Source organism: Paenibacillus gallinarum, assembly GCF_014836635.1.
Lineage (GTDB): Bacteria > Bacillota > Bacilli > Paenibacillales > Paenibacillaceae > Paenibacillus > Paenibacillus gallinarum.
Genome location: NZ_JACSQL010000002.1, coordinates 521891 through 542800 on the forward strand (window position 1 = coordinate 521891; position 20910 = coordinate 542800).

Annotated in this window: 18 protein-coding genes; 17 read left to right on the top strand and 1 reads right to left on the bottom strand. The window is 41.2% G+C overall.

All coding sequences use genetic code 11. The annotated features are described in order from the left end of the window. The first annotated feature begins 10 nt into the window (after positions 1 to 10). The 6 genes from H9647_RS07520 (at position 11) to H9647_RS07545 (ending at position 4083) form a co-directional block, all read left to right on the top strand. The gene (locus tag H9647_RS07520) at positions 11 to 979 is read left to right on the top strand and encodes a sugar phosphate isomerase/epimerase family protein (protein WP_191799123.1); all 969 of its coding nucleotides are present in this window, start codon (positions 11 to 13) and stop codon (positions 977 to 979) included. A gap of 21 nt (positions 980 to 1000) precedes the next feature. Further along, positions 1001 to 1729: a ThuA domain-containing protein gene (locus H9647_RS07525; RefSeq protein ID WP_191799124.1), complete on the top strand. Its 729-nt coding sequence runs from the start codon at positions 1001 to 1003 to the stop codon at positions 1727 to 1729. A 315-nt stretch (positions 1730 to 2044) separates the two neighbouring features. Beyond that, positions 2045 to 2362 carry a winged helix-turn-helix transcriptional regulator gene (locus H9647_RS07530; RefSeq protein WP_191799125.1) on the top strand — a complete coding sequence of 106 codons (318 nt, stop codon included), beginning with the start codon at positions 2045 to 2047 and terminating at the stop codon, positions 2360 to 2362. A gap of 180 nt (positions 2363 to 2542) precedes the next feature. Beyond that, on the top strand, positions 2543 to 2863 hold the full coding sequence (locus H9647_RS07535; RefSeq protein ID WP_191799126.1) for a hypothetical protein: 321 nt from the start codon (positions 2543 to 2545) through the stop codon (positions 2861 to 2863). Positions 2864 to 2945: 82 nt separating this feature from the next. Further along, complete coding sequence (locus tag H9647_RS07540; RefSeq protein ID WP_191799127.1) at positions 2946 to 3194, top strand: hypothetical protein; 249 nt, start codon at positions 2946 to 2948, stop codon at positions 3192 to 3194. 178 nt (positions 3195 to 3372) lie between these two features. Then, positions 3373 to 4083 carry a hypothetical protein gene (locus H9647_RS07545; protein WP_191799128.1) on the top strand — a complete coding sequence of 237 codons (711 nt, stop codon included), beginning with the start codon at positions 3373 to 3375 and terminating at the stop codon, positions 4081 to 4083. 78 nt (positions 4084 to 4161) lie between these two features. Here H9647_RS07545 and H9647_RS07550 read toward each other — a convergent pair whose 3' ends face one another. Then, a complete protein-coding gene (locus H9647_RS07550; RefSeq protein WP_191799129.1) occupies positions 4162 to 4881 on the bottom strand; it encodes a Crp/Fnr family transcriptional regulator in 720 nt (239 codons plus the stop codon). A gap of 318 nt (positions 4882 to 5199) precedes the next feature. On the opposite strand from H9647_RS07550, the gene adhE reads away from it, so the two are divergent. The 11 genes from adhE (at position 5200) to H9647_RS07605 (ending at position 20882) form a co-directional block, all read left to right on the top strand. Next, on the top strand, positions 5200 to 7812 hold the full coding sequence (gene adhE / locus H9647_RS07555; RefSeq protein WP_191799130.1) for a bifunctional acetaldehyde-CoA/alcohol dehydrogenase: 2613 nt from the start codon (positions 5200 to 5202) through the stop codon (positions 7810 to 7812). A 421-nt stretch (positions 7813 to 8233) separates the two neighbouring features. Further along, positions 8234 to 10495: a formate C-acetyltransferase gene (pflB, locus tag H9647_RS07560; RefSeq protein WP_191799131.1), complete on the top strand. Its 2262-nt coding sequence runs from the start codon at positions 8234 to 8236 to the stop codon at positions 10493 to 10495. 49 nt (positions 10496 to 10544) lie between these two features. Further along, positions 10545 to 11294: a pyruvate formate-lyase-activating protein gene (gene pflA, locus H9647_RS07565; protein ID WP_191799454.1), complete on the top strand. Its 750-nt coding sequence runs from the start codon at positions 10545 to 10547 to the stop codon at positions 11292 to 11294. Between the two features lie 362 nt (positions 11295 to 11656). Continuing rightward, positions 11657 to 13909: a stalk domain-containing protein gene (locus H9647_RS07570; protein WP_191799132.1), complete on the top strand. Its 2253-nt coding sequence runs from the start codon at positions 11657 to 11659 to the stop codon at positions 13907 to 13909. Positions 13910 to 14067: 158 nt separating this feature from the next. Continuing rightward, entirely contained in the window at positions 14068 to 14535 is a 468-nt protein-coding gene (locus H9647_RS07575) for a Fur family transcriptional regulator (RefSeq protein ID WP_191799133.1), read from the top strand. Positions 14536 to 14537: 2 nt separating this feature from the next. After that, on the top strand, positions 14538 to 14771 hold the full coding sequence (gene yidD / locus H9647_RS07580) for a membrane protein insertion efficiency factor YidD (RefSeq protein ID WP_191799134.1): 234 nt from the start codon (positions 14538 to 14540) through the stop codon (positions 14769 to 14771). A 434-nt stretch (positions 14772 to 15205) separates the two neighbouring features. Then, positions 15206 to 17206 (top strand): methionine--tRNA ligase, encoded by a 2001-nt coding sequence (gene metG / locus H9647_RS07585; protein ID WP_191799135.1) that lies wholly within the window; start codon positions 15206 to 15208, stop codon positions 17204 to 17206. Positions 17207 to 17435: 229 nt separating this feature from the next. Beyond that, positions 17436 to 18491, top strand: coding sequence for a metal ABC transporter substrate-binding protein (locus H9647_RS07590; RefSeq protein WP_191799136.1), 1056 nt, complete (start codon positions 17436 to 17438; stop codon positions 18489 to 18491). 58 nt (positions 18492 to 18549) lie between these two features. Continuing rightward, a complete protein-coding gene (locus H9647_RS07595; RefSeq protein WP_191799137.1) occupies positions 18550 to 19299 on the top strand; it encodes a metal ABC transporter ATP-binding protein in 750 nt (249 codons plus the stop codon). A gap of 21 nt (positions 19300 to 19320) precedes the next feature. Next, positions 19321 to 20124: a metal ABC transporter permease gene (locus H9647_RS07600; protein WP_191799138.1), complete on the top strand. Its 804-nt coding sequence runs from the start codon at positions 19321 to 19323 to the stop codon at positions 20122 to 20124. Positions 20125 to 20168: 44 nt separating this feature from the next. After that, positions 20169 to 20882, top strand: a complete 714-nt coding sequence (locus H9647_RS07605; protein WP_191799139.1) for a cytochrome c biogenesis CcdA family protein — start codon at positions 20169 to 20171, stop codon at positions 20880 to 20882. Positions 20883 to 20910: the final 28 nt, after the last annotated feature.

Here is a 20910-nt window from a genome sequence, read left to right on the forward strand (position 1 = left end):
GGAATTTATTATGAAATTAGGCGTATTCGCTGTACTATTTGGTGACAGAAAATTGGAAGAAGCACTCGACTATATCGCTTCTCAGGGACTCGGTGCAATTGAAATCGGCACAGGCGGAAACCCAGGGGATGCACATTGTAAACCAGCAGAACTTCTAGAGAACGAGACGAAATTAAAAGAATTTAAAAAGGCCGTTGAATCTCGCGGTTTAACCATCAGTGCACTAAGCTGTCATGGAAATCCGCTTCATCCTCAAAAAGATATCGCTAAGAAATTTCATGATGATTTTGTGAATTCGGTAAAACTTGCTGAAAAACTCGAAGTACCCGTCGTCAACACCTTCTCTGGATTACCGGGTGATCATGAAGATGCTAAATATCCGAACTGGCCTGTAGCTCCTTGGCCAAATGATTTCCAAGAAGTATTGAAATGGCAGTGGGAGAACAAACTGATACCTTACTGGACGGAATGGGGAAAATTCGCATCCGATCATGATGTTAAAGTTGGTTTAGAACTGCATGGCGGATTTTCAGTACACACACCAGCGACTTTGCTGCGTTTGCGTGAAGCAGCCGGAGAAGCGATCGGAGCAAACCTTGATCCGTCTCACATGTGGTGGCAAGGAATTGATCCTGTAGAGGCGATCAAGATTCTTGGACGCGAGGGCGCGATTCACCATTTCCATGCGAAAGATACAACAATAGATCCAGTAAACGTAAATATGTATGGTCTGACTGATATGCAGTCTTATACGAATATGCAGACTCGTGCTTGGCAGTTCCGTACGGTTGGATACGGTCATGATATAAAAACGTGGGCAGATATCATAAGTGCCCTTAGACTTGTAGGTTACGATTATGTTGTCAGCATTGAGCATGAAGATGGCTTAATGTCTATTGAAGAAGGTTTCTCAAAAGCCGTCCACAATCTCAAACAGGTTCTAATTGAAGAGCCTATTGGCGATATGTGGTGGGTGTAAATATTTTAGGGGGCAATAAACATGGTTAACGTCACGATTTGGAATGAATTTGTCCATGAGAAAATTCATGATGAGGCTAAAGAAGTTTATCCGGAAGGGATTCATAAAGTGCTTGCTGATGGTCTAGCGAGTGAGGGATACGCCATTCGCACGGCTACGCTTGATCAACCTGATCATGGATTATCCGATGAAGTCCTAAATACGACAGATGTACTTATCTGGTGGGGACACATGGCACATGATCGAGTAAATGATCAGGTTGTAAGTAAGGTAGTGAAACGGGTATTAGACGGCATGGGTTTTATCGTACTTCATTCGGGTCATTTCTCTAAGCCTTTTAAAGCCTTGATGGGAACATCTTGCGATCTCAAGTGGCGGGAAGCAAAAGAACAAGAAATTATTTGGTGTGTGAATCCTAATCATCCGATTGCAGAAGGAATTGAAAGTCATATCCTACTGGAACATGAAGAAATGTATGGTGAGTTTTTTGATATTCCAACGCCAGATGAACTTATTTTCCTGAGTAACTTTGCAGGTGGCGAAGTATTTAGAAGTGGATGTACTTTTAAGCGGGGCGAAGGTAAAATCTTTTACTTCCGTCCGGGTCATGAGACATATCCAACCTATTACAATCCGCAAGTGATGAAGGTCATCAGCAATTCCATCAGATGGGCTTATCCTACTCCGCACACTAAACCTGTGTATGGTTACAGCGAACCAGTAAGACCGTTAGGAGATATTCTTGTTTAATACAGTAGTACGATGTTGAACGTATTCCTTACCCGATCCAGCAGTGTTTAACTAAACTATATAGACACTATTTGGAGACGCGGGATACGATCATAAGCTTTGTAGCGCCACGGGTGGAGGGCCGTCTTAGGACGGTCCTTTTTATTGATCACTTCGAAAAGAGTCATCCTATTCCATATTAGGTAATAATTGTAATAGGTTCTTTTCTATCTATTTTTAATATTTCGTTTTCTTTCGGGTTAAAATATGTTAATATGAAATATACTAACTTATAGTAAGTTGTTTTTTCATGGAATTTCTAAAGAGGTGAAAATAATGGAAAATCCACATCTTAAGATGTGTCCAAGGTTCGAAACCGCTTTTTCTTTTTTAGGTAAAAGATGGAACGGACTAATTATTAAAACATTGTTAGACGGGCCTAAACGGTTTAAAGATATTTCCAATCTAATTCCACAGATGAGTGACAAAATGCTATCTGAACGAATGAAAGATTTAGAAGCAGAAGGTATACTAACACGTCATGTTTATCCTGAGACTCCAGTTCGTATTGAATATGAACTTACAGAGAAGGGAAAGGCATTAAATCCAGTCATGTCCCAGATTCAAAACTGGGCTGAAGAATGGATTGACTAGTACAAAGAATGATTTGAAGTAAGACAAAGCACAGTACAATAAGTTTTGCTCCTAAGACTCTTTATTTTCCTAAACCGAAAATAAGGAGTTTTTTTTCAATAGAAGTAGTCCATGCACCTCTAGGCGAATTTTCGAGTATAATTTCGAAGAAGCTAATTATGGCGTAGGGAGGCTGATCACATGAATAAAATGTTTGTGTCCCGTAAAGTGGGTTACCTAAAACACGAAGTTGACGTGCTCGAACGTGCATCCTTACAAGTTCAGTCGATCTATGACAGAGCAGCCACTATGGCTAAACACTATTATTTTTCATTAGACCTCAGTTACCCAACCGCTTTACAGCAGGTTCCACGTACTTATTTTCAAAAATGGATATATACAACAAAGGGATGGAAGTTTATTGGGAGTGAGTATACGCTAGAAAGCACAAAGAATCCCTCTACAATGGCTCCGCTTATTAGTCTATGTTTACAAGCACTGATTTATTTGGTCACAATATGAAGAAATAAGGCTGTTACATCCTTTCCTCGGGGAAGATAGCTTTTATTCAGAAGAGGAACTTGATATTATAGCAGCTTATTTTGTGCCTACTTATTTTTCAGAGAGACCTTTACGTACTTGTGGTAAAGCGTATCGTAAACGAAATCTGTCTATTCCCATTTATCAGGAGAATTTACGTACTTCTTCGCTTGTTTATTCCGGTAAATCTGGAATGATAGAGGAGTGGTTAACGACGGGAGTTTATATATCAGATCGGCAGTTTAAGGGGCTTGAACCTTACATAAAGAATAGGTCTGGAACGCGGATCATTATGCAAGCGGCAGTAGAATAATTTCATTTAAAAATGTGAGCCCTTGATAGGGCTTTTTTTGTCATTAGTTGATCTCAGGGCATAGATAATAGTATGCTAGAGTTATGTGATTGACGGATATTGTCAAATTTTAGCGATCATCAAATGAACCACACAATTGCTCATAGACTGAGGCCAAAAAAAGTAAGGTGGTGTTAGCATGAAAGTGCGAAATCCAATTACATTCCCATCTATCATTCTGCTCATGCTCGTTATGTTGATTTCGGGTTGCAGTACATGGAATGAAGACGTAGGTGGAGCCGAGGAAGGAACACCAGGTGAGGTGAACATGATTGTGGAAGGTGGATCTTTTATACCGTCTATGAATCAATCCTTGCATTTACGTTATGATGAAGGTATGACGGTTTACGAAGCGCTTGATCGTGTAGCGAGTCTATCGAAGGAGTCAAATCAGATTATTTCGGTCGGATCTACTGTACTTGATGATACGTTACAGTGGAAGGTAGAGAAAAACAACAAAGAAATCAGTGCTGATATGTGGGGACAATCCATAAAAGACAAAGATTCACTGAAACTGTCTGTAGTACCTGCTACACCTATAGATATGAGTCAAACAGGTGGTTCAGGTGTTACTCTGGAGTTAAGTGGTGGATCGAATAATCCAGAATTACGATTAACAATGGCCAGGTTGTATGATCCTACGCTCACGGTTAGAGATCTGCTAATGAGTACAGATTATGTGCAGTTGTCCGATAATAAGAAGCATCTTCAATCTATAGATGGTTATACTCCTCGGATTTCAGAGAGATGGATTATGAAGGTGAATAACAAGGAACTTGCTGAACATGGACTTGATATGGTTTTAGATCCAGGCGATGAAGTATGGGTTGAAATTGTAGAGAAAATCTAGTAAAACACAGAATCGTGTAAAGAATGAGTGAAAATTAAAGAAGCCGATTCCTCCCAGAGGAACCGGCTTCTTTCTATTCTAAATACGGCAGATTTCGATGGGGCATTGTTCACATCTGCAAATTTCACGAAGAGAATTTAGTTCTTTAATGATAATGTAGCCACCTTCATAAGCAAGAGAACCTTTTTTTCGAAGCTCCCCGAGCATTCGGTTTACGCTTTCTCTGGTAGCTCCAATCATGTTAGAGAGGTCAGTATGTGTCAATTTCCTACTAATGCGGATACTTCCATCGGCTTGTTGCTCACCGTACGTATTGCCGAGGCGAATCAATGTAGAACATAGAGCTCCTTGCTTACCATACATCATAAGATCACGGAATTTAGTCTGTGTTATACGGTGATAAATTCCCATCCATTTCATAAAGTCAATTGCAAAGTCACCGTATAAACCAATTAACAATTCAAGATCAGCCGTTTCTATAATACCAACTTCACTTTCCTCAAGCACTTCTGCAGAGAAGCTGTGTCGACTTGAAAAGAAGGGGTCTGCATGACCTGTCATATCTCCATCCTGATGGATGTACATGATGAGTTCTTTTCCTTCATCTGTTGATTTAGTGACTTTGATCCGACCCTTCTTTATATAGAAGAGTTTATCTGCTGTATCTCCTTCCCAGAAAAGATGAGACCCTTGGGGGAAAGTTCGATCTTTCATGGAGTCAAAAAGGCGGTTCAAATTTTCCTTGGAAAAACAGTTGGTATTTCCTTCAGTCTTCTCTAATACATTGATATAAGTCATGTTGATTCCCCCTAGCTTTTATCGTAAATAAGTTCCTTAACATGAGAAGAGTAATTTGTTAATGTGATTTAAGTCTTTGAATACCTCAAGTATATACTTATGAATATGATTTTTGGGCCTTGTAGAGAGGGAAACTGTGACGAAATTCTAAACTTTGTGATTCATTTCACTACTGGCAGATAAAGCCTGAAACTTTGTGAACACATTCACATATTATGTGAAAATAATCACAAACTTAATGTTTTTGTTATGATACGATGATCTCGTAGAAAAGAGAGAAACAAAATATATAGACATTTTGGTAGGAGGATGAATCACATGGCTGTTAATAAAGAAGAAGTAACAAAGGAAGTAACTGCCAAGGATTACATTAATGAAATCGTACTAAAAGGAAAAAAAGCTCTCGAATCTTTTATGAAACTTGATCAAGCTGCAATTGACCGAATTGTTCAGGCTATGGCACTTGCTGGGCTGGATCAACACATGCCTTTAGCTAAGATGGCGGTAGAAGAAACTGGTCGCGGTGTTTATGAAGATAAAATTATTAAAAATATTTTCGCTACAGAATATGTCTACAACGGAATCAAATATGATAAGACAGTTGGTGTCATTGAGGACAACGAATATGAAAACTGCCAAAAAATCGCTGAACCTGTTGGCGTGATCATGGGGATCACACCCGTAACGAATCCAACCTCAACAACAATGTTTAAAGCACTGATTGCGATTAAGACTCGTAACCCAATCGTGTTTGGTTTCCATCCTTCCGCGCAAAATTCGAGCCGTGAGGCTGCACGAATCCTAAGAGATGCAGCGATTAAAGAAGGTGCACCAGCAGACTGTATCCAGTGGATTGATGAACCTACCATGGAGAAGACGAATGAACTTATGAATCATCCTGACATTGCGCTGATTCTTGCTACAGGCGGAGGAGCTATGGTAAAAGCTGCATACAGCTGTGGTAAACCTGCACTTGGCGTAGGACCTGGTAATGTTCCTTGCTTCATCGAAAAAACAGCTGACTTGAAACAAGCGGTGAATGATCTAATCCTATCAAAATCTTTTGATCATGGAATGATTTGTGCATCTGAGCAAGCAGTTATTATTGAAGAACCAATTTATAATGAAGCTAAAAAATTGCTAATTGACAATGGATGTTATTTTGTAACGAAAGACGAAATAGCAAAACTTACAGCAGGTACAATTATCGCTGAAAAATGCGCTGTTAATCCAAAAATTGTAGGACAATCCGCAGTGAAGATCGCTCAAATGTGCGGAATTCATGTTCCAGAAGGAACAAAAATCCTGATCGCAGAAATTGATGGTGTTGGACCGAAATTCCCGCTTTCTGCAGAAAAACTCAGCCCAGTACTTGCTTGTTACAAAGTAAAAACAGCTGATCAAGGGATTGAGCGTGCAGCTGAAATCGTTGCTTTTGGCGGAATGGGACACTCATCGGTTATTCATTCCAATAATGATGATGTGATTAATCGTTTTGCAGACCGCTTGCCAACATGCCGTATTCTGGTAAATTCGCCATCAACGCATGGTGCAATTGGTGATATTTATAATTCTAATATTCCTTCCCTTACACTCGGCTGTGGATCGTATGGTCGTAACTCGACTTCTTCTAATGTGACAGCAGTCAATCTAATTAACGTAAAAAGGGTGGCGCGTAGAACGGTGAATATGCAATGGTTTAAAGTTCCGAACAAAGTATACTTTGAAAAAGGCGCTACTCAGTATCTTGCCAAAATGCCGGATATCTCCCGTATTCTTATCGTAACTGATCCAATGATGGTAAAACTGGGCTATGTGGAAAAAGTGGAACATTACCTTCGTCAGCGCCGTGTACCTGTTGCCATTGAAGTGTTCTCTGATGTAGAGCCAGATCCATCGACAACAACGGTAGAACGCGGTACGGAACTTATGAAACAATTCCAACCTGACTGTATTATTGCTCTTGGCGGTGGTTCGCCAATGGATGCTGCCAAAGCAATGTGGCTGTTCTACGAGTACCCAGATACAAGTTTCCACAACTTGAAACAAAAATTCATGGATATCCGTAAACGGATTTACAAATATCCGCGTTTAGGACAAAAAGCACAATTTGTTGCAATCCCAACCACTTCGGGTACGGGTTCTGAAGTAACTTCGTTTGCTGTTATTACGGATAAGAACAATGGCAACACGAAATATCCACTGGCTGATTATGAGCTTACGCCTGATGTAGCAATTGTAGATCCGGAGTTCGTATATAGTTTGCCTAGAACTGCAGTTGCTGATACAGGAATGGATGTACTTACTCATGCGATTGAAGCATATGTATCAGTAATGGCCAATGACTATACAGATGGCCTTGCAATTAAAGCAATTCAGCTTGTATTTGAATATCTCGAAGCATCTGCACTCACTGGGGATAAATTGGCTAGAGAAAAAATGCATAATGCATCGACTATTGCAGGTATGGCGTTTGCGAATGCATTCCTTGGAATCAACCATTCCCTTGCTCATAAATGGGGAGGACAATATCACACTGCTCATGGACGCACGAATGCAATCTTGTTACCACATGTTATTCGTTATAATGCGAAGAAACCAACGAAATTTGCATCTTTCCCTAAATACTCGCACTTTATAGCGGATCAGCGTTATGCTGAAATTGCAAGAATTCTGGGACTGCCTGCAAGCACAACAGAAGAAGGGGTAAACAGCTTGATTCAAGCTATTCGTGATCTAAACAGAAAACTCGGTATTCCTGAGTCTTTCCAAGCGCTTGGTTTTGATGCTAAAGATTTCGAATCGCGTGTGGATTACTTGGCGGATCGCGCATTCGAAGATCAATGTACAACCGCTAATCCGAAGTTACCTCTAGTAACAGAACTGGCTGATGTGTACCGTAACGCTTTCTATGGTAATTTTGATAAATAAGAAATGGTAAAAATAGCCGAGCTGAGAGGGAATAATCCTGGTTAGCTCGGTTTTTTTATAAAAGGGAGGAAGGAGATGAATTAATGACGCTTACCGATCTACCGACCGACTATAACAGAGAAATAAAAATAGAATAACAGTTTAAACCATGTGATTTTTATCACAGAGTAGGTGTGAGATATGTTCTATAATTCAAGGTGTAAAGCAGTTCCATGAAATAGTCGCTTCCCTTGAAAAGTGAAGAGAAGGGGTTATAACAAGCTTGGAAGTGAAAATAGTCACATAGTTAGGCAGCTGTTATAACAGTTTCACAGTTAGTAGGAGTACAGATTTCATGGATTTTGTTCGGACCAGGCCCTTCCTTCACGCCTTGTCCTCTCAATGAGTCCAGATTAAACCATAAATTATTGGAGGGATTACCATGGCGGTAACCGAAAAAGAAGTGCAAAGTGTACAAACCGGTTGGAGAAGCTTTCAAAAAGGCAAATGGACAAAAGAAGTAAATGTAAATGACTTTCTACAAAAAAACTTGAAACCTTATGAAGGAAATGAAAGTTTCCTAGCAGGGGCAACTGAAAATACAAAAGCACTTTGGGAGATCGTAATGGATCTTACCAAAAAAGAAAGAGAAAATGGTGGAGTTCTCGATGTAGATGTAAATACACCTTCTACTATTGTTTCTCACAAACCAGGTTATCTTGATAAAGAGAAAGAACAAATTGTAGGGGTACAAACAGATGCTCCATTCAAACGTTCTATCCAACCTTTCGGCGGCATTCGCATGATGGTAGACGCTTGTAAAGCATATGGCTTTGAACTTCCGCAAGAAATTATTGATATGTTTACGACCATCCGTAAAACGCATAACCAAGGGGTATTTGACGCTTATACCCAAGAAATGAGAAATGCTCGTAAAGCAGGGATTATCACAGGTTTGCCAGATGCTTATGGCCGCGGTCGTATCATTGGTGACTACCGCAGAGCAGCACTTTACGGTGTGGATTTCCTGATTAAAGATAAAAAGAGAGAACTGAATGAACTCGAAGTTGATGTGATTGATGAAGATATCATCCGTCTTCGTGAAGAACTTTCAGAACAAATTCGTGCTTTGCAAGAACTGAAACAACTGGGTGAAATGCACGGTTTCGATATCTCTGGCCCAGCACGTAATGCGAAAGAAGCTTTCCAATGGGTATACTTCGCTTACCTTGCAGCAATTAAAGAACAAAATGGTGCAGCAATGTCTCTTGGACGTGTATCTTCCTTCCTTGATATCTACATTGAACGTGACCTGGAAGAAGGAACACTAACTGAGCAAGAAGCTCAAGAGCTTGTAGACCATTTTGTAATGAAACTCAGAATTGTTAAATTCCTGCGTACACCAGATTACAACGAGCTGTTCAGTGGAGACCCAACATGGGTTACTGAATCCATCGGTGGTATGGGCATGGACGGAAGAACTCGTGTAACGAAAAACAGCTTCCGCTTCCTTCATACTTTGTATAACCTTGGTGCAGCTCCAGAGCCAAACTTAACTGTACTTTGGTCTGAACAACTGCCAGAAGGGTTTAAAAAATATTGTGCGAAAGTTTCCATTGAAACAAGTTCCATTCAATATGAAAATGACGATCTGATGCGTCCAATCTACGGTGACGACTATGGTATTGCATGCTGCGTATCCGCAATGCGTATTGGTAAACAAATGCAATTCTTTGGCGCACGTGCAAACTTAGCAAAAGCACTTCTGTACGCAATCAACGGTGGTGTTGATGAAAAACTGGGTATGCAAGTTGGACCTGAGTACCCTGCAATTACATCTGAAGTATTGAACTATGACGAAGTTATGAAACGCTTCAAACCAATGATGGAATGGCTCGCTAAACTCTACATGAACACACTGAATGTGATTCACTATATGCATGATAAATACAGCTACGAGCGTATTGAAATGGCGCTGCATGATCGCGACGTTCTGCGCACGATGGCTTGCGGTATTGCTGGACTTTCGGTTGCTGCTGACTCCCTGAGCGCAATTAAATACGCTAAGGTTCGTCCAATCCGTGACGAGCGCGGTATTGCTGTTGATTTTGAAATCGAAGGCGACTTCCCTTGCTATGGTAACAATGATGATCGTGTAGACCAAATCGCTGTTGAGCTGGTTGAATCGTTCATGACCATGATTCGTAAACACAAAGCTTATCGCAATGCAGTACCTACACAATCCATTCTTACCATTACTTCTAACGTTGTATATGGTAAGAAAACAGGAACTACGCCAGATGGACGTAAAGCAGGCGAACCATTTGCACCAGGTGCGAACCCAATGCATGGACGTGATAAAAAAGGTGCACTTGCAAGTCTTAGCTCAGTAGCAAAACTGCCATATGAGCATAGCTTAGATGGAATCTCTAATACGTTCTCTATTGTTCCAAAAGCGCTGGGTAAAGAAGAAGACAACCAAAAAACAAACCTAACTTCCATGATGGACGGTTATTTTGGAAGTGGAGCGCATCACTTGAACGTTAACGTATTTAACCGCGAACAATTGATTGACGCAATGGAACACCCAGAAGATTATCCGCAGCTTACAGTTCGTGTATCCGGTTATGCGGTTAACTTCATCAAACTGACGAAAGAACAACAACTTGATGTTATTAACCGTACGTTCCACGGCAGCATGTAAGTAACTAGAAAAGTACGCACAAGCGGGTGCGTGGAAGGATGATGAAATGATGATAAAAGGACATATTCATTCATTGGAAACTTTCGGCACTGTCGATGGGCCAGGCATCCGCTTTGTGCTCTTTATGCAAGGTTGCCATCTCAAATGTCAGTATTGCCATAACCCTGATACTTGGGCACTTGACGGTGGAAAGACGATGACACTGGAAGAAGTTCTAAGTGAAATTGAGCCTTACTTGAATTACTACAAAAGTTCTGGTGGCGGTCTGACAGTCTCTGGTGGAGAACCAACGCTTCAAGCAGGATTTGTAGCAAGACTTTTCCAAGAAGTGAAAAAACGTTGGGGTCTTCATACCACACTGGATAGTAACGGATTCAATGATATGAACCGCATAGAAGAACTAATTGAGGCAACGGACTTGGTTCTTCTTGATTTAAAGCATATCAATGATGAAAAGCATAAAGTATTAACTGGAAAATCCAATGAACGGATGCTGGAGACAGCTCGCTGGTTATCGGATCATGGTAAGAAAATGTGGATTAGACATGTATATGTACCTGGTATTCATGATGATGAAGAAGATTTGCGTAACTTAGGACGATTTATCGGGACACTGAAAGGCGTCGAAAAGTTCGAAATTCTGCCTTATCACCAAATGGGTATTTATAAATGGGAACTTCTAGGTAAGGAATACCCGCTAGAAGGAGTACCATCTCCTACACAGGAAGAAGTGGATCGTGCATACCGACTCATTGAAGAAGGACGTATGGAATCACAGAACCTTCAATTTTCTTACTAATAAACGTTAGATATGTTATAAGAGAGATCTTTCTACGAATTAGCGTAGGGAGATCTCTTTTTTTTGTTATTCGAAGATTTTATCCGTCCACTTCAAAACCTCATCTTTAGTAGATTTCTTCCATAACAAAGGGGTGAGACTACCTGCTGCTTCCCCAAATTTCTGCTGGTTAGTTTACGTACTGACAAAGAAACATTTTCTGAAAGCGTATAACAGCATTTCTTTGATGCCGAATAACTGTCAAAGGATGCTGTTTTTTGTTGTTTCTCGTAAAGTAGAGAGCAACTTTTCAGGACTAGGTGCGTCTAATACAATGACATGATAAGGAATTTATACAAAATAGATACAGAGGGAGTCGGAGAATGAAATTCAAGAAATTAACGTTGCTCACCATATTAGCTCTATTCTCACAAGTGGTACCAGCATACACAGCAAGCGCAGAAATGGCCACGAATGAACCTGTTTCAAGTACGATTGTTCAGGAAGAATCACAGCTTGAAGAAACAGCTAACGAAGAAGTGAAAGTGGAAGGAAAAACGGATGTATCTGGTGTAACAGAACAAAAAGAAGACACCATTAATGGAACTCCAGAAGCCACTACAGAGGAAGCTACTGTTATCACAGGAGGAACGGTTACGGGTACTGTAGAAGATGTTACATCAAATTCAGAGGATCATAAGACTCCTGTTCAGACAGAAGAAAATCCAGTGGTTCCCGAAGCTCCAGAAGTTCCAGAGGTACAGCCGCTTAGCAGCAGCAGTCAGTTGATCCTCTATTATAATAGTAAAAAAATGGTCCAAGACGGTGTGACTTATTATGCGCCGCAACCGATGCAAGTGAAAAACGGTGTATCTTATGTACCGATTCGCGCCTTGGTTGATCGGGTCGGATTCCGGGTTTCATATAACAACACCACAAAAGAAACGAGTATCATTCAAGGTGATAATGAACTGAAGTTTAAAACGAACAGTAATAAATACAAGGTCAACGGAGTTTCGAAAACGATGAAAGGAACCTCCTATCAGACTCAAAATACCTTTATGGTGCCTCTAACAGCGATCACAGGAGCACTAGGGATCAAGTATAGTGTAGTTAATAAAAGCATCGTTATGAATTTATCTACAAAACCAATTGCGAGCTTCAGCATATCACCTTCTGAAGTGTATGCAGGACAAGCTGTTACATACAAGGCAGATGGGTTTTCTCCAAAAGGCCTGTCCATCATAAATGAACGTTGGGAAGGGAACAAAGACGTATTTGATGCTCCAGGGAAATATACGATCAAATACTATGTACAAGACTCTAGTGGTTCTTGGAGTGATCCTTATTCAATTACGGTCAATGTCCTGCGTCCTAATCAGCCGCCGGTAGCTTTGTTTGTAACGGATAAAGAAGAATATAAAATGGGCGAACTCATTACGTACACAGATCAAAGTTCAGATGATGAAGCCATTGTGAAAACAGAATGGAATAATAATGCACTTGCCTTTTTTACGCCAGGTCCAAAAACAATCAGCCTGACAGTGAAGGATAATAAAGGATTAACAAATACCTACCAAAAAACGATTATCATTACGAATGAAACACTCTATTCGGTAACCGAATTTAATCAGTTATTTACGCCCATCGGTGAAAAGTTCTCCTTTGACGGATCTGTTGTACCTACGTGGGCAAAAGTGAATTATTCGTATACGGATCATCCGAGCACGTTACTTCGTAGTAACAGCCCGGAAACGGTGTATAAGGAAGGTATCGTATACAAAGATACCGCGGTAGGTAACACACGTTTCTTAATTCATCATATGAATAATACGGGTAAAAGAGTGAAAATGTACGTTGTAGCGACAAACAAAAACTCTGCAACAGCAACCCTTCGTACAGAGAATCTGGGATTTGCTGGACCTACGAACATTGCACAAGCAGCAGGAAAAAAAGCGGTTGAGCGTTACTTTACCACGATTCAGGATGATTCAAAACGTACAACGACTACATTAAAACCAGGGGAAAGCAAGCTAATCCTGACGGATATGAGCAAAACAAGCATGAAGCAGCATGAGATCGTTTCTTTACTATCCGATGTGTATAGTGATTATCCGATTGAATATAACGTTGTTATTATTGACGAAAATCTAAATCCGCTGAAGGTACTTTATAGACTTCCTATTCTTGATCGGGATGGAGTGCATAATCGGGGTACCTATCCAAATGCCACTCGGGAGATTACTTACAGCGACCGACTTGGAGAAAAGCCAGAACGACTCGTGATAGGGGATAATAAGGATGACCCGAATCTAACGGGAATGGACCCGATGATCGGTGTGGAAGCTTCTAACTCTGGTAACTTTGGGGTCCTCTATAAAATAACGCTGGAGCGTGTCGCACCTAATACTTTGATCTCCTTTAATCCAAGAGGAGGCACGTATACGGGTTACGCCATGGTAAATGGAGAGATAACTCCTCTTTATTCAGATGGCGCGGTTAGAGCTCCTAATGAACAGGCCGTATTATATCGTACGGGAGAATATGAACGTAAGGTAGAAATTTTACTCACAGCAGCACCGGCAAGCAGCCTTCCCGTTAACTTGCTGATTGCACCTTTACCAAGCAAAAATTAAGCATTAACAGAATAGCAGGATGGAACAGGACTCATTAATTCATAAAGAGTCCTGTTTTATGTAGCGACAAAAGGTAATTCTATGTTCGTTGACGCGGTACTTCATTTCAGGCATTATAGATATATAGACAGATTTGGTATGACGGGAGGGTAAAAGTCATGCTGTCAACGAATCAGATTATCGAAGCCATGTCTAGCCAAGGACTTCGTATTACGGATCAACGTAAGACGCTCGCTAGACTTTTTGCTGAAACAGAAGGTTATTTGTCACCAAAGGATGTATACGAATATATGGGCCGGACATACAGCGGGCTCAGTTTTGATACGGTTTATCGAAATCTTAGAGTCATGCAGGAACTAGGTGTGCTTGAACAGGTCATCTTTGAGGATGGAGTGAAATTCAAGGCTTCTTGCAGCTCGGGACATCATCATCATCATCTGATCTGCCTTCAGTGTCAAAAGACGCTTCCTATTGAGTTTTGTCCAATGCAGCTTACGGATACGCCAGATCAATTCCAAGTGGTGGAGCATAAGTTTGAAATCTTTGGTTATTGTAAAGACTGTCAATCATCTGGCAAAGTATCGCCTAAGACAGATCAGAATCAAGCTTCTTCAAAGGGTCAGTAAAGATGAAGGTTACTCGTACGATTGCAAAAGCACCCGTTACATTTTACCGGAAATTTATATCACCACTGAAACCACCGAGCTGCCGATTTTATCCGACTTGTTCGGCTTATGCACTAGAAGCGATCGAAGTTCATGGTGCGGTAAAAGGTTCATTGCTCTCCGCTAAACGAATTATGAAATGTCATCCGTTACATCCGGGGGGCGTGGATTTGGTTCCACCAAAAAAAGGAAGTTAGAATTCTTCCACATCATAGGCTTAAAGGCATGTGATAACCTTGACATGGATTGCGTTCGTTTAGTATTATTTTGATAAATTCATATGTTTCTTATGAAGGGATAAGTACAGTTACCATCTGCAGTACAGAGAGCCGGGGAAGCTGCAAACCGGTCTGTGGATCACTGGAAAATGGTCCTGGAGGAACCACTTTCGAGCCGTCTTCTATATACAAAGGAAGAGGTAAGGGAGTGGCGTGTTCCAGCGTTAATGGGTCCGGTTGATGAACACAACATAACCGGTTGAGCCTGTGATCCGTGAGGATCCAGGGAATTTGGGTGGTACCACGTGAGAATAACAGACTCTCGTCCCATATGGGATGAGGGTCTTTTTGTATTGTCTTCTGGTATTTTCGCAGAATGACAGGGCAACAATTATTTTACTGGAGGTATAATAATGACGGAGAAAAAAACATTTTACATCACAACGCCAATCTACTACCCAAGTGATAAACTTCACATTGGGCATGCTTACACAACGGTAGCAGGGGATGCGATTTCAAGGTACAAAAGACTAAGAGGTTACGACGTACGTTATTTGACAGGTACGGATGAACATGGACAAAAAATTGAACAAAAAGCACAAGCAGCGGGTAAAACGCCGATTGAATTCGTAGACGAAATTGTTGCAGGTATCCAGGATCTATGGAAGAAACTCGATATTTCTAACGATGACTTTATCCGTACAAGTGAAAAAAGACATACAAAGGTTGTTCAAGATGTATTTGAACGTTTGGTAGCGCAAGGTGATATTTATAAAGGGGAATATGAAGGATGGTACAGTATTCCTGATGAAACGTATTACACAGAAACCCAACTCGTGGATACAGTCAAAGATGATCAAGGTAATATCATTGGGGGAAAAAGCCCAGATAGTGGACATCCTGTAGAACTTGTAAAAGAAGAATGCTATTTCTTCAAAATGAGCAAATATGCAGATCGTCTTTTAGCGTTTTACGAACAAAATCCAGAATTCATTCAGCCGAAGTCTCGTAAAAATGAGATGATAAACAACTTTATCAAACCAGGTCTTGAAGATTTGGCTGTCTCTCGTACAAGTTATGATTGGGGAGTAAAAGTGAAAAGCGATCCGAAACACGTTATATATGTGTGGATTGATGCGCTGCTTAACTATATTACTGCACTCGGATATGGTACCGATGATACAGCACTCTATGATAAATTCTGGCCTGCTGATGTTCATCTCATGAGTAAGGAGATTGTACGCTTCCATACGATTTATTGGCCGATTATGCTGATGGCTCTGGATCTTCCATTGCCGAAGAAAGTCTTTGCTCATGGCTGGCTGCTTATGAAAGACGGTAAAATGTCCAAATCTAAAGGGAATGTAGTAGATCCCGTTACTTTGATCGATCGTTATGGCCTGGATTCCTTGCGTTACTATCTGCTTCGCGAAGTTCCATTTGGTTCAGATGGTACCTTCACGCCTGAAAGTTTTGTAGAACGTGTAAACTCCGATTTGGCGAACGATCTAGGTAACCTATTGAATCGAACTGTAGCGATGGTTCATAAATATTTCGATGGAAAAACGCCGGGATACCGCTCAGGAGTGACGCCATTTGATGCATCATTGGAAGAATTGGCACTTACGACGGTACAAAAAGTAGAAGAAGCCATGGAGAATTTAGAATTCTCCGTAGCGCTTACTTCTATTGGACAATTTATTAGCCGTTGCAATAAATATATCGATGAGACTCAGCCTTGGGTTCTGGCGAAAGATGAAGCGAAAAGAGAAGAGCTGGCTTCCGTTATGGCTCACCTTGTAGAATCTCTTCGCGTGGCGTCCATTTTACTGCAGCCGTTCTTAACGCAAGCACCGCGTAAAATTTGGGAGCAACTCAATATTGAAGAGGGCGAACTGACTGCTTGGGACAGCACAAAACAAGCAGGACTTATCTCGGAAGGCAATGAGCTTCGTAAAGGAGAGCCGATTTTCCCTAGACTGGATGTAGAGCAGGAAGTAGCGTATATCGCGAATGCGATGTCAGGTGGATCCAAACCAGAAGCTGCGAAAGAAACTGAAGCCAAGGAAGTTCCTGCACCGGAAGGTTTACCTGAGATTGGAATTGAGGATTTTGCTAAAGTAGAACTTCGCGTAGCACAAGTTATTGCTTGTGAGCCGGTCAAAAAAGCGGATAAACTGCTGAAACTGCAACTTGATCTTGGTTACGAACAACGCCAGGTTGTATCTGGTATTGCTAAGTTCTATACTCCTGAGGAAATGGTTGGCCGTAAGGTAATATGTGTAACGAACCTAAAACCAGTAAAACTTCGGGGTGAATTATCACAAGGGATGATTTTGGCTGCGTCTCATGGGGATCAGCTGACCCTTGCTACCGTTCCAGATAATTTGCCGAACGGGGCTATTGTGAAGTAAGTTTTTTATACAGGCTTATAAACATATAAAAAAGAGCATACTCGTAGGATGAAGGACATATGTCATTTCAGAATACGATATGCGGATAAGGCGTCCTTTCGGGGGCGCTTTTTTCCATTTGAAAAAGTATTGACATCCAAAAGGCGGATACCTATACTACTATTTAGTAGTAATCGTTACGATTACGATTAAATATAGAATAAAACAATGTAAATATGGAGTGGATGAAATGAAAAACAGACTTACGAATTCAGCAAGAAGGTCACGGGTTTTTATGACCATTACCTTATGCAGTATCATGATGCTGATTATATCCGCATGCGGAAGCAATTCGAGTGATTCTTCACAAGGAAAAATTTCAGAGGACAAATTTAATGTAGTCACTAGTTTTTATCCGATTTATGAGTTTACAAAGGCGATTGGCGGAGATGATGTTAATGTGATTAATCTGCTGCCAACGGGTGTTGAACCACATGACTGGACACCGCGAAGTCAAGATATCGTAAATACATCCAAAGCTGGTTTGTTCTTATATAATGGTGCAGGGCTTGAAGCATGGGTTCCTAATTTTCTAAAAGGTTTAGATAAAGACTCCAATGTTAAAGCAGTGGAAGTGAGTACAGGCATTAATCTTATCGATTCGGAAGAGGAAGACCATACACATGAAGATGAAGCGCACGATGATCATGCTCATGAAGGCGAAGAACACGACGATCATGCGCATGAAAGTGAAGTTCAAGAAGACGATGGACATAATCATGGTTCCATTGATCCTCATACTTGGGTAAGTCCGAAGTCAGCGCTTGTTATGGCAGAGAACATCAAAAACAGTCTTGTTGAAGCGGACCCAGAACATAAAGCGGGCTATGAAGAGCGCTATGGTGAACTTAAACAGCAACTGGTAGATCTCGATGCGAAATTTACAGAACAACTTTCTAACGTATCGCAAAAAGAAATTGTGGTCTCTCACCAGGCATTTGGATATTTAGCACGTGATTATGGATTGACACAGCACTCAATTATGGGTCTTTCACCTGATGCAGAACCAACAGGTCAAGATATTGTGAAACTTGCTAATCTGGTGAAGGAAGAAGGAATCCGCTACATTTTCTTTGAAGAGTTAGTCTCTGATAAACTAGCCAAGACCCTTGCATCTGAGGCTGGTGTAGAAACGATGGTTCTTAACCCGGTAGAGGGACTTACACAAGAACAATTGGAGAATGGAGATAATTACTTTACCCTGATGGAGAAAAATTTGCAAAATCTCGTAACAGCTTTACAATAGAATGTGATCATACTTGATAACTTTATCAAGGTTAGCTTAAGAAGAAGGAAGGAAGACCATGCAAAAAGCTATTAATTTATGTCATGATCCGGTTCTTGAAATAAAGAATCTCTGTTTTTCATACGGTGAGCAGCAGGTCATCGAAAATCTGAACCTTACGGTGAAGGAAAGAGATTTTGTTGGCGTCATTGGATCAAACGGAGCGGGAAAAACGACGCTCATGCGCATGCTGGTCGGATTGTTACCTCCAGGTGATGGAGAGATTCGGTTGTTCGGTCAACCCATCGCTAAATTTAAGGACTGGGAACGGATCGGATATGTACCGCAAAAGAACGCTTTTAATCCGCTCTTTCCAGCAACGGTTCGGGAAGTTGTTCTTTCCGGGCTTTATAATAACAAACATATTCTCCGTAAAATGACGAAAAAGCATAAGCAGCAATGTGATGATGCTCTTGAAGTGATGCGGATCCAGGATTTGGCGGATAAAAGAATAGGACAGCTATCCGGAGGCCAGCAGCAGCGTGCATTCTTGGCCCGGGCGCTGATCAATCATCCTGACCTGCTGATTTTAGATGAACCTACGGTAGGTATTGATGCTGAGACACAGGCAAGTTTCTTTGAACTGATTACTCACATGCATAAACATCATCATATGACATTCCTGATGGTATCGCATGATATTGAGATGATCAAAGGATACCTTGGAAACGAACCTCAGCAGGTGAACGGTAAAATCAATTTTTACGTTCGTCATTCCCATGATCTGGAGAACTGTGTTCAGACAGATTTGCAACATTCGGTGTTATAGGGGTCAAAGGAGTCGTGAAGATTGGAAATTTTAACGAGTGATTTTTTTCAGCGGGCACTAGTCGGGGGGATTCTTATCGGAGTCACCGCACCGCTGATTGGTTTGTTCTTAGTATTGCGTAGACTCTCCATGATTGGGGATACATTGTCTCACGTTACGATTGCAGGTGTGGCTTTTGGTTTCCTGATCGGGGTGTATCCAATTGCGGCAGGACTGGTCTTCGCTGTAATTGCATCGTTTGGAATTGAGAAATTACGAAAAGCTTATAAGAGTTATGCGGAATTATCTATTGCGATTATTATGTCAGGCGGGGTAGCACTGGCTTCCTTGTTTTTCACATTAGGCAGGGGTTATAACGCGGATGTGATGAGTTATTTATTCGGCAGCATTTACACACTAGATCGTACGGATCTAATGGTTGTGGGTGTTGTTACTGCAATAGTCATCTTGGTGGTCGCTTTATTTCACAAGGAATTTTTTCTGCTCAGCTTTGAAGAGGATGCAGCAGCCGTTACGGGCCTTCCTGTGAAAATTCTAAATATGCTGCTTACTATTATGACGGCACTGGTTATCAGTACAGCCATTAAAATTGTTGGGGCGCTGCTCGTATCTGCTTTATTAACGATTCCGGTAGCGATTAGTTTGCTCCTAGCAAAAAGTTTCCGGACATCCATTATTTTATCGGTTATCATCTCAGAGATTGCCGTAATAGCAGGGCTTGTCATCGCAGGGATATGGAATCTGGCACCAGGAGCAACCATTGTATTATTGCTGATTGGATTGCTTATCGTCATTATGCTTGGGAAAAAAGGGATTCGGGCTTAAGATTTGCTTGTTCGAATCCCTAACTCATGAGGAGGCGTTCCTTAATGCCTGATGTAAACGTGTGGCTTGCTTTTGGGGCAGGTATAGCTTCGTTTCTGTCCCCATGCAGCTTGCCGCTGTATCCTTCGTATTTGTCTTACATAACCGGTTTGTCTATACAGCAGCTGAAGAATGAGCAAAATAAGAGAGAAATCCGTTTACGAACCTTAAGTCACACCCTTGCTTTTATCCTAGGTTTTTCCGTTGTGTTCTATACTTTGGGGTTTGGAGCAGGAGTGTTTGGAGAGTTTTTTCATGAGTATAAAGATTTGATTCGAATGTTATCGGCTGTACTCATCATCGTCATGGGACTCATGTTAATTGGGCTTTTTCAGCCTCAGTTTCTAATGAGGGAACGTAAGATGGAGATGAAGTGGAAACCGGCGGGATATCTCGGATCTTTTATTTTTGGTATTGGGTTCTCTGCCGGTTGGTCTCCTTGCATCGGGCCAATACTTACCGCAATTATCGCTATGGCAGCAACGGAGCCAGGCGCTTGGATCGGTTTGATTACAGGTTATACGGCAGGATTTGCAGTCCCATTTTTCGTTCTTGCTTTCTTTGTAGGTACGACAAGATGGATTACGAAGTACTCTGGTGTTTTAATGAAAGTCGGAGGCAGTATTATGATCCTGATGGGAATTTTACTCTTTACTGATCGAATGACCCAGATTACGATTTGGCTGCAGCGAATTACTCCTGATTGGATGATAATTTAGAATCATTGCGTTTGAATTTAAAGAGGTG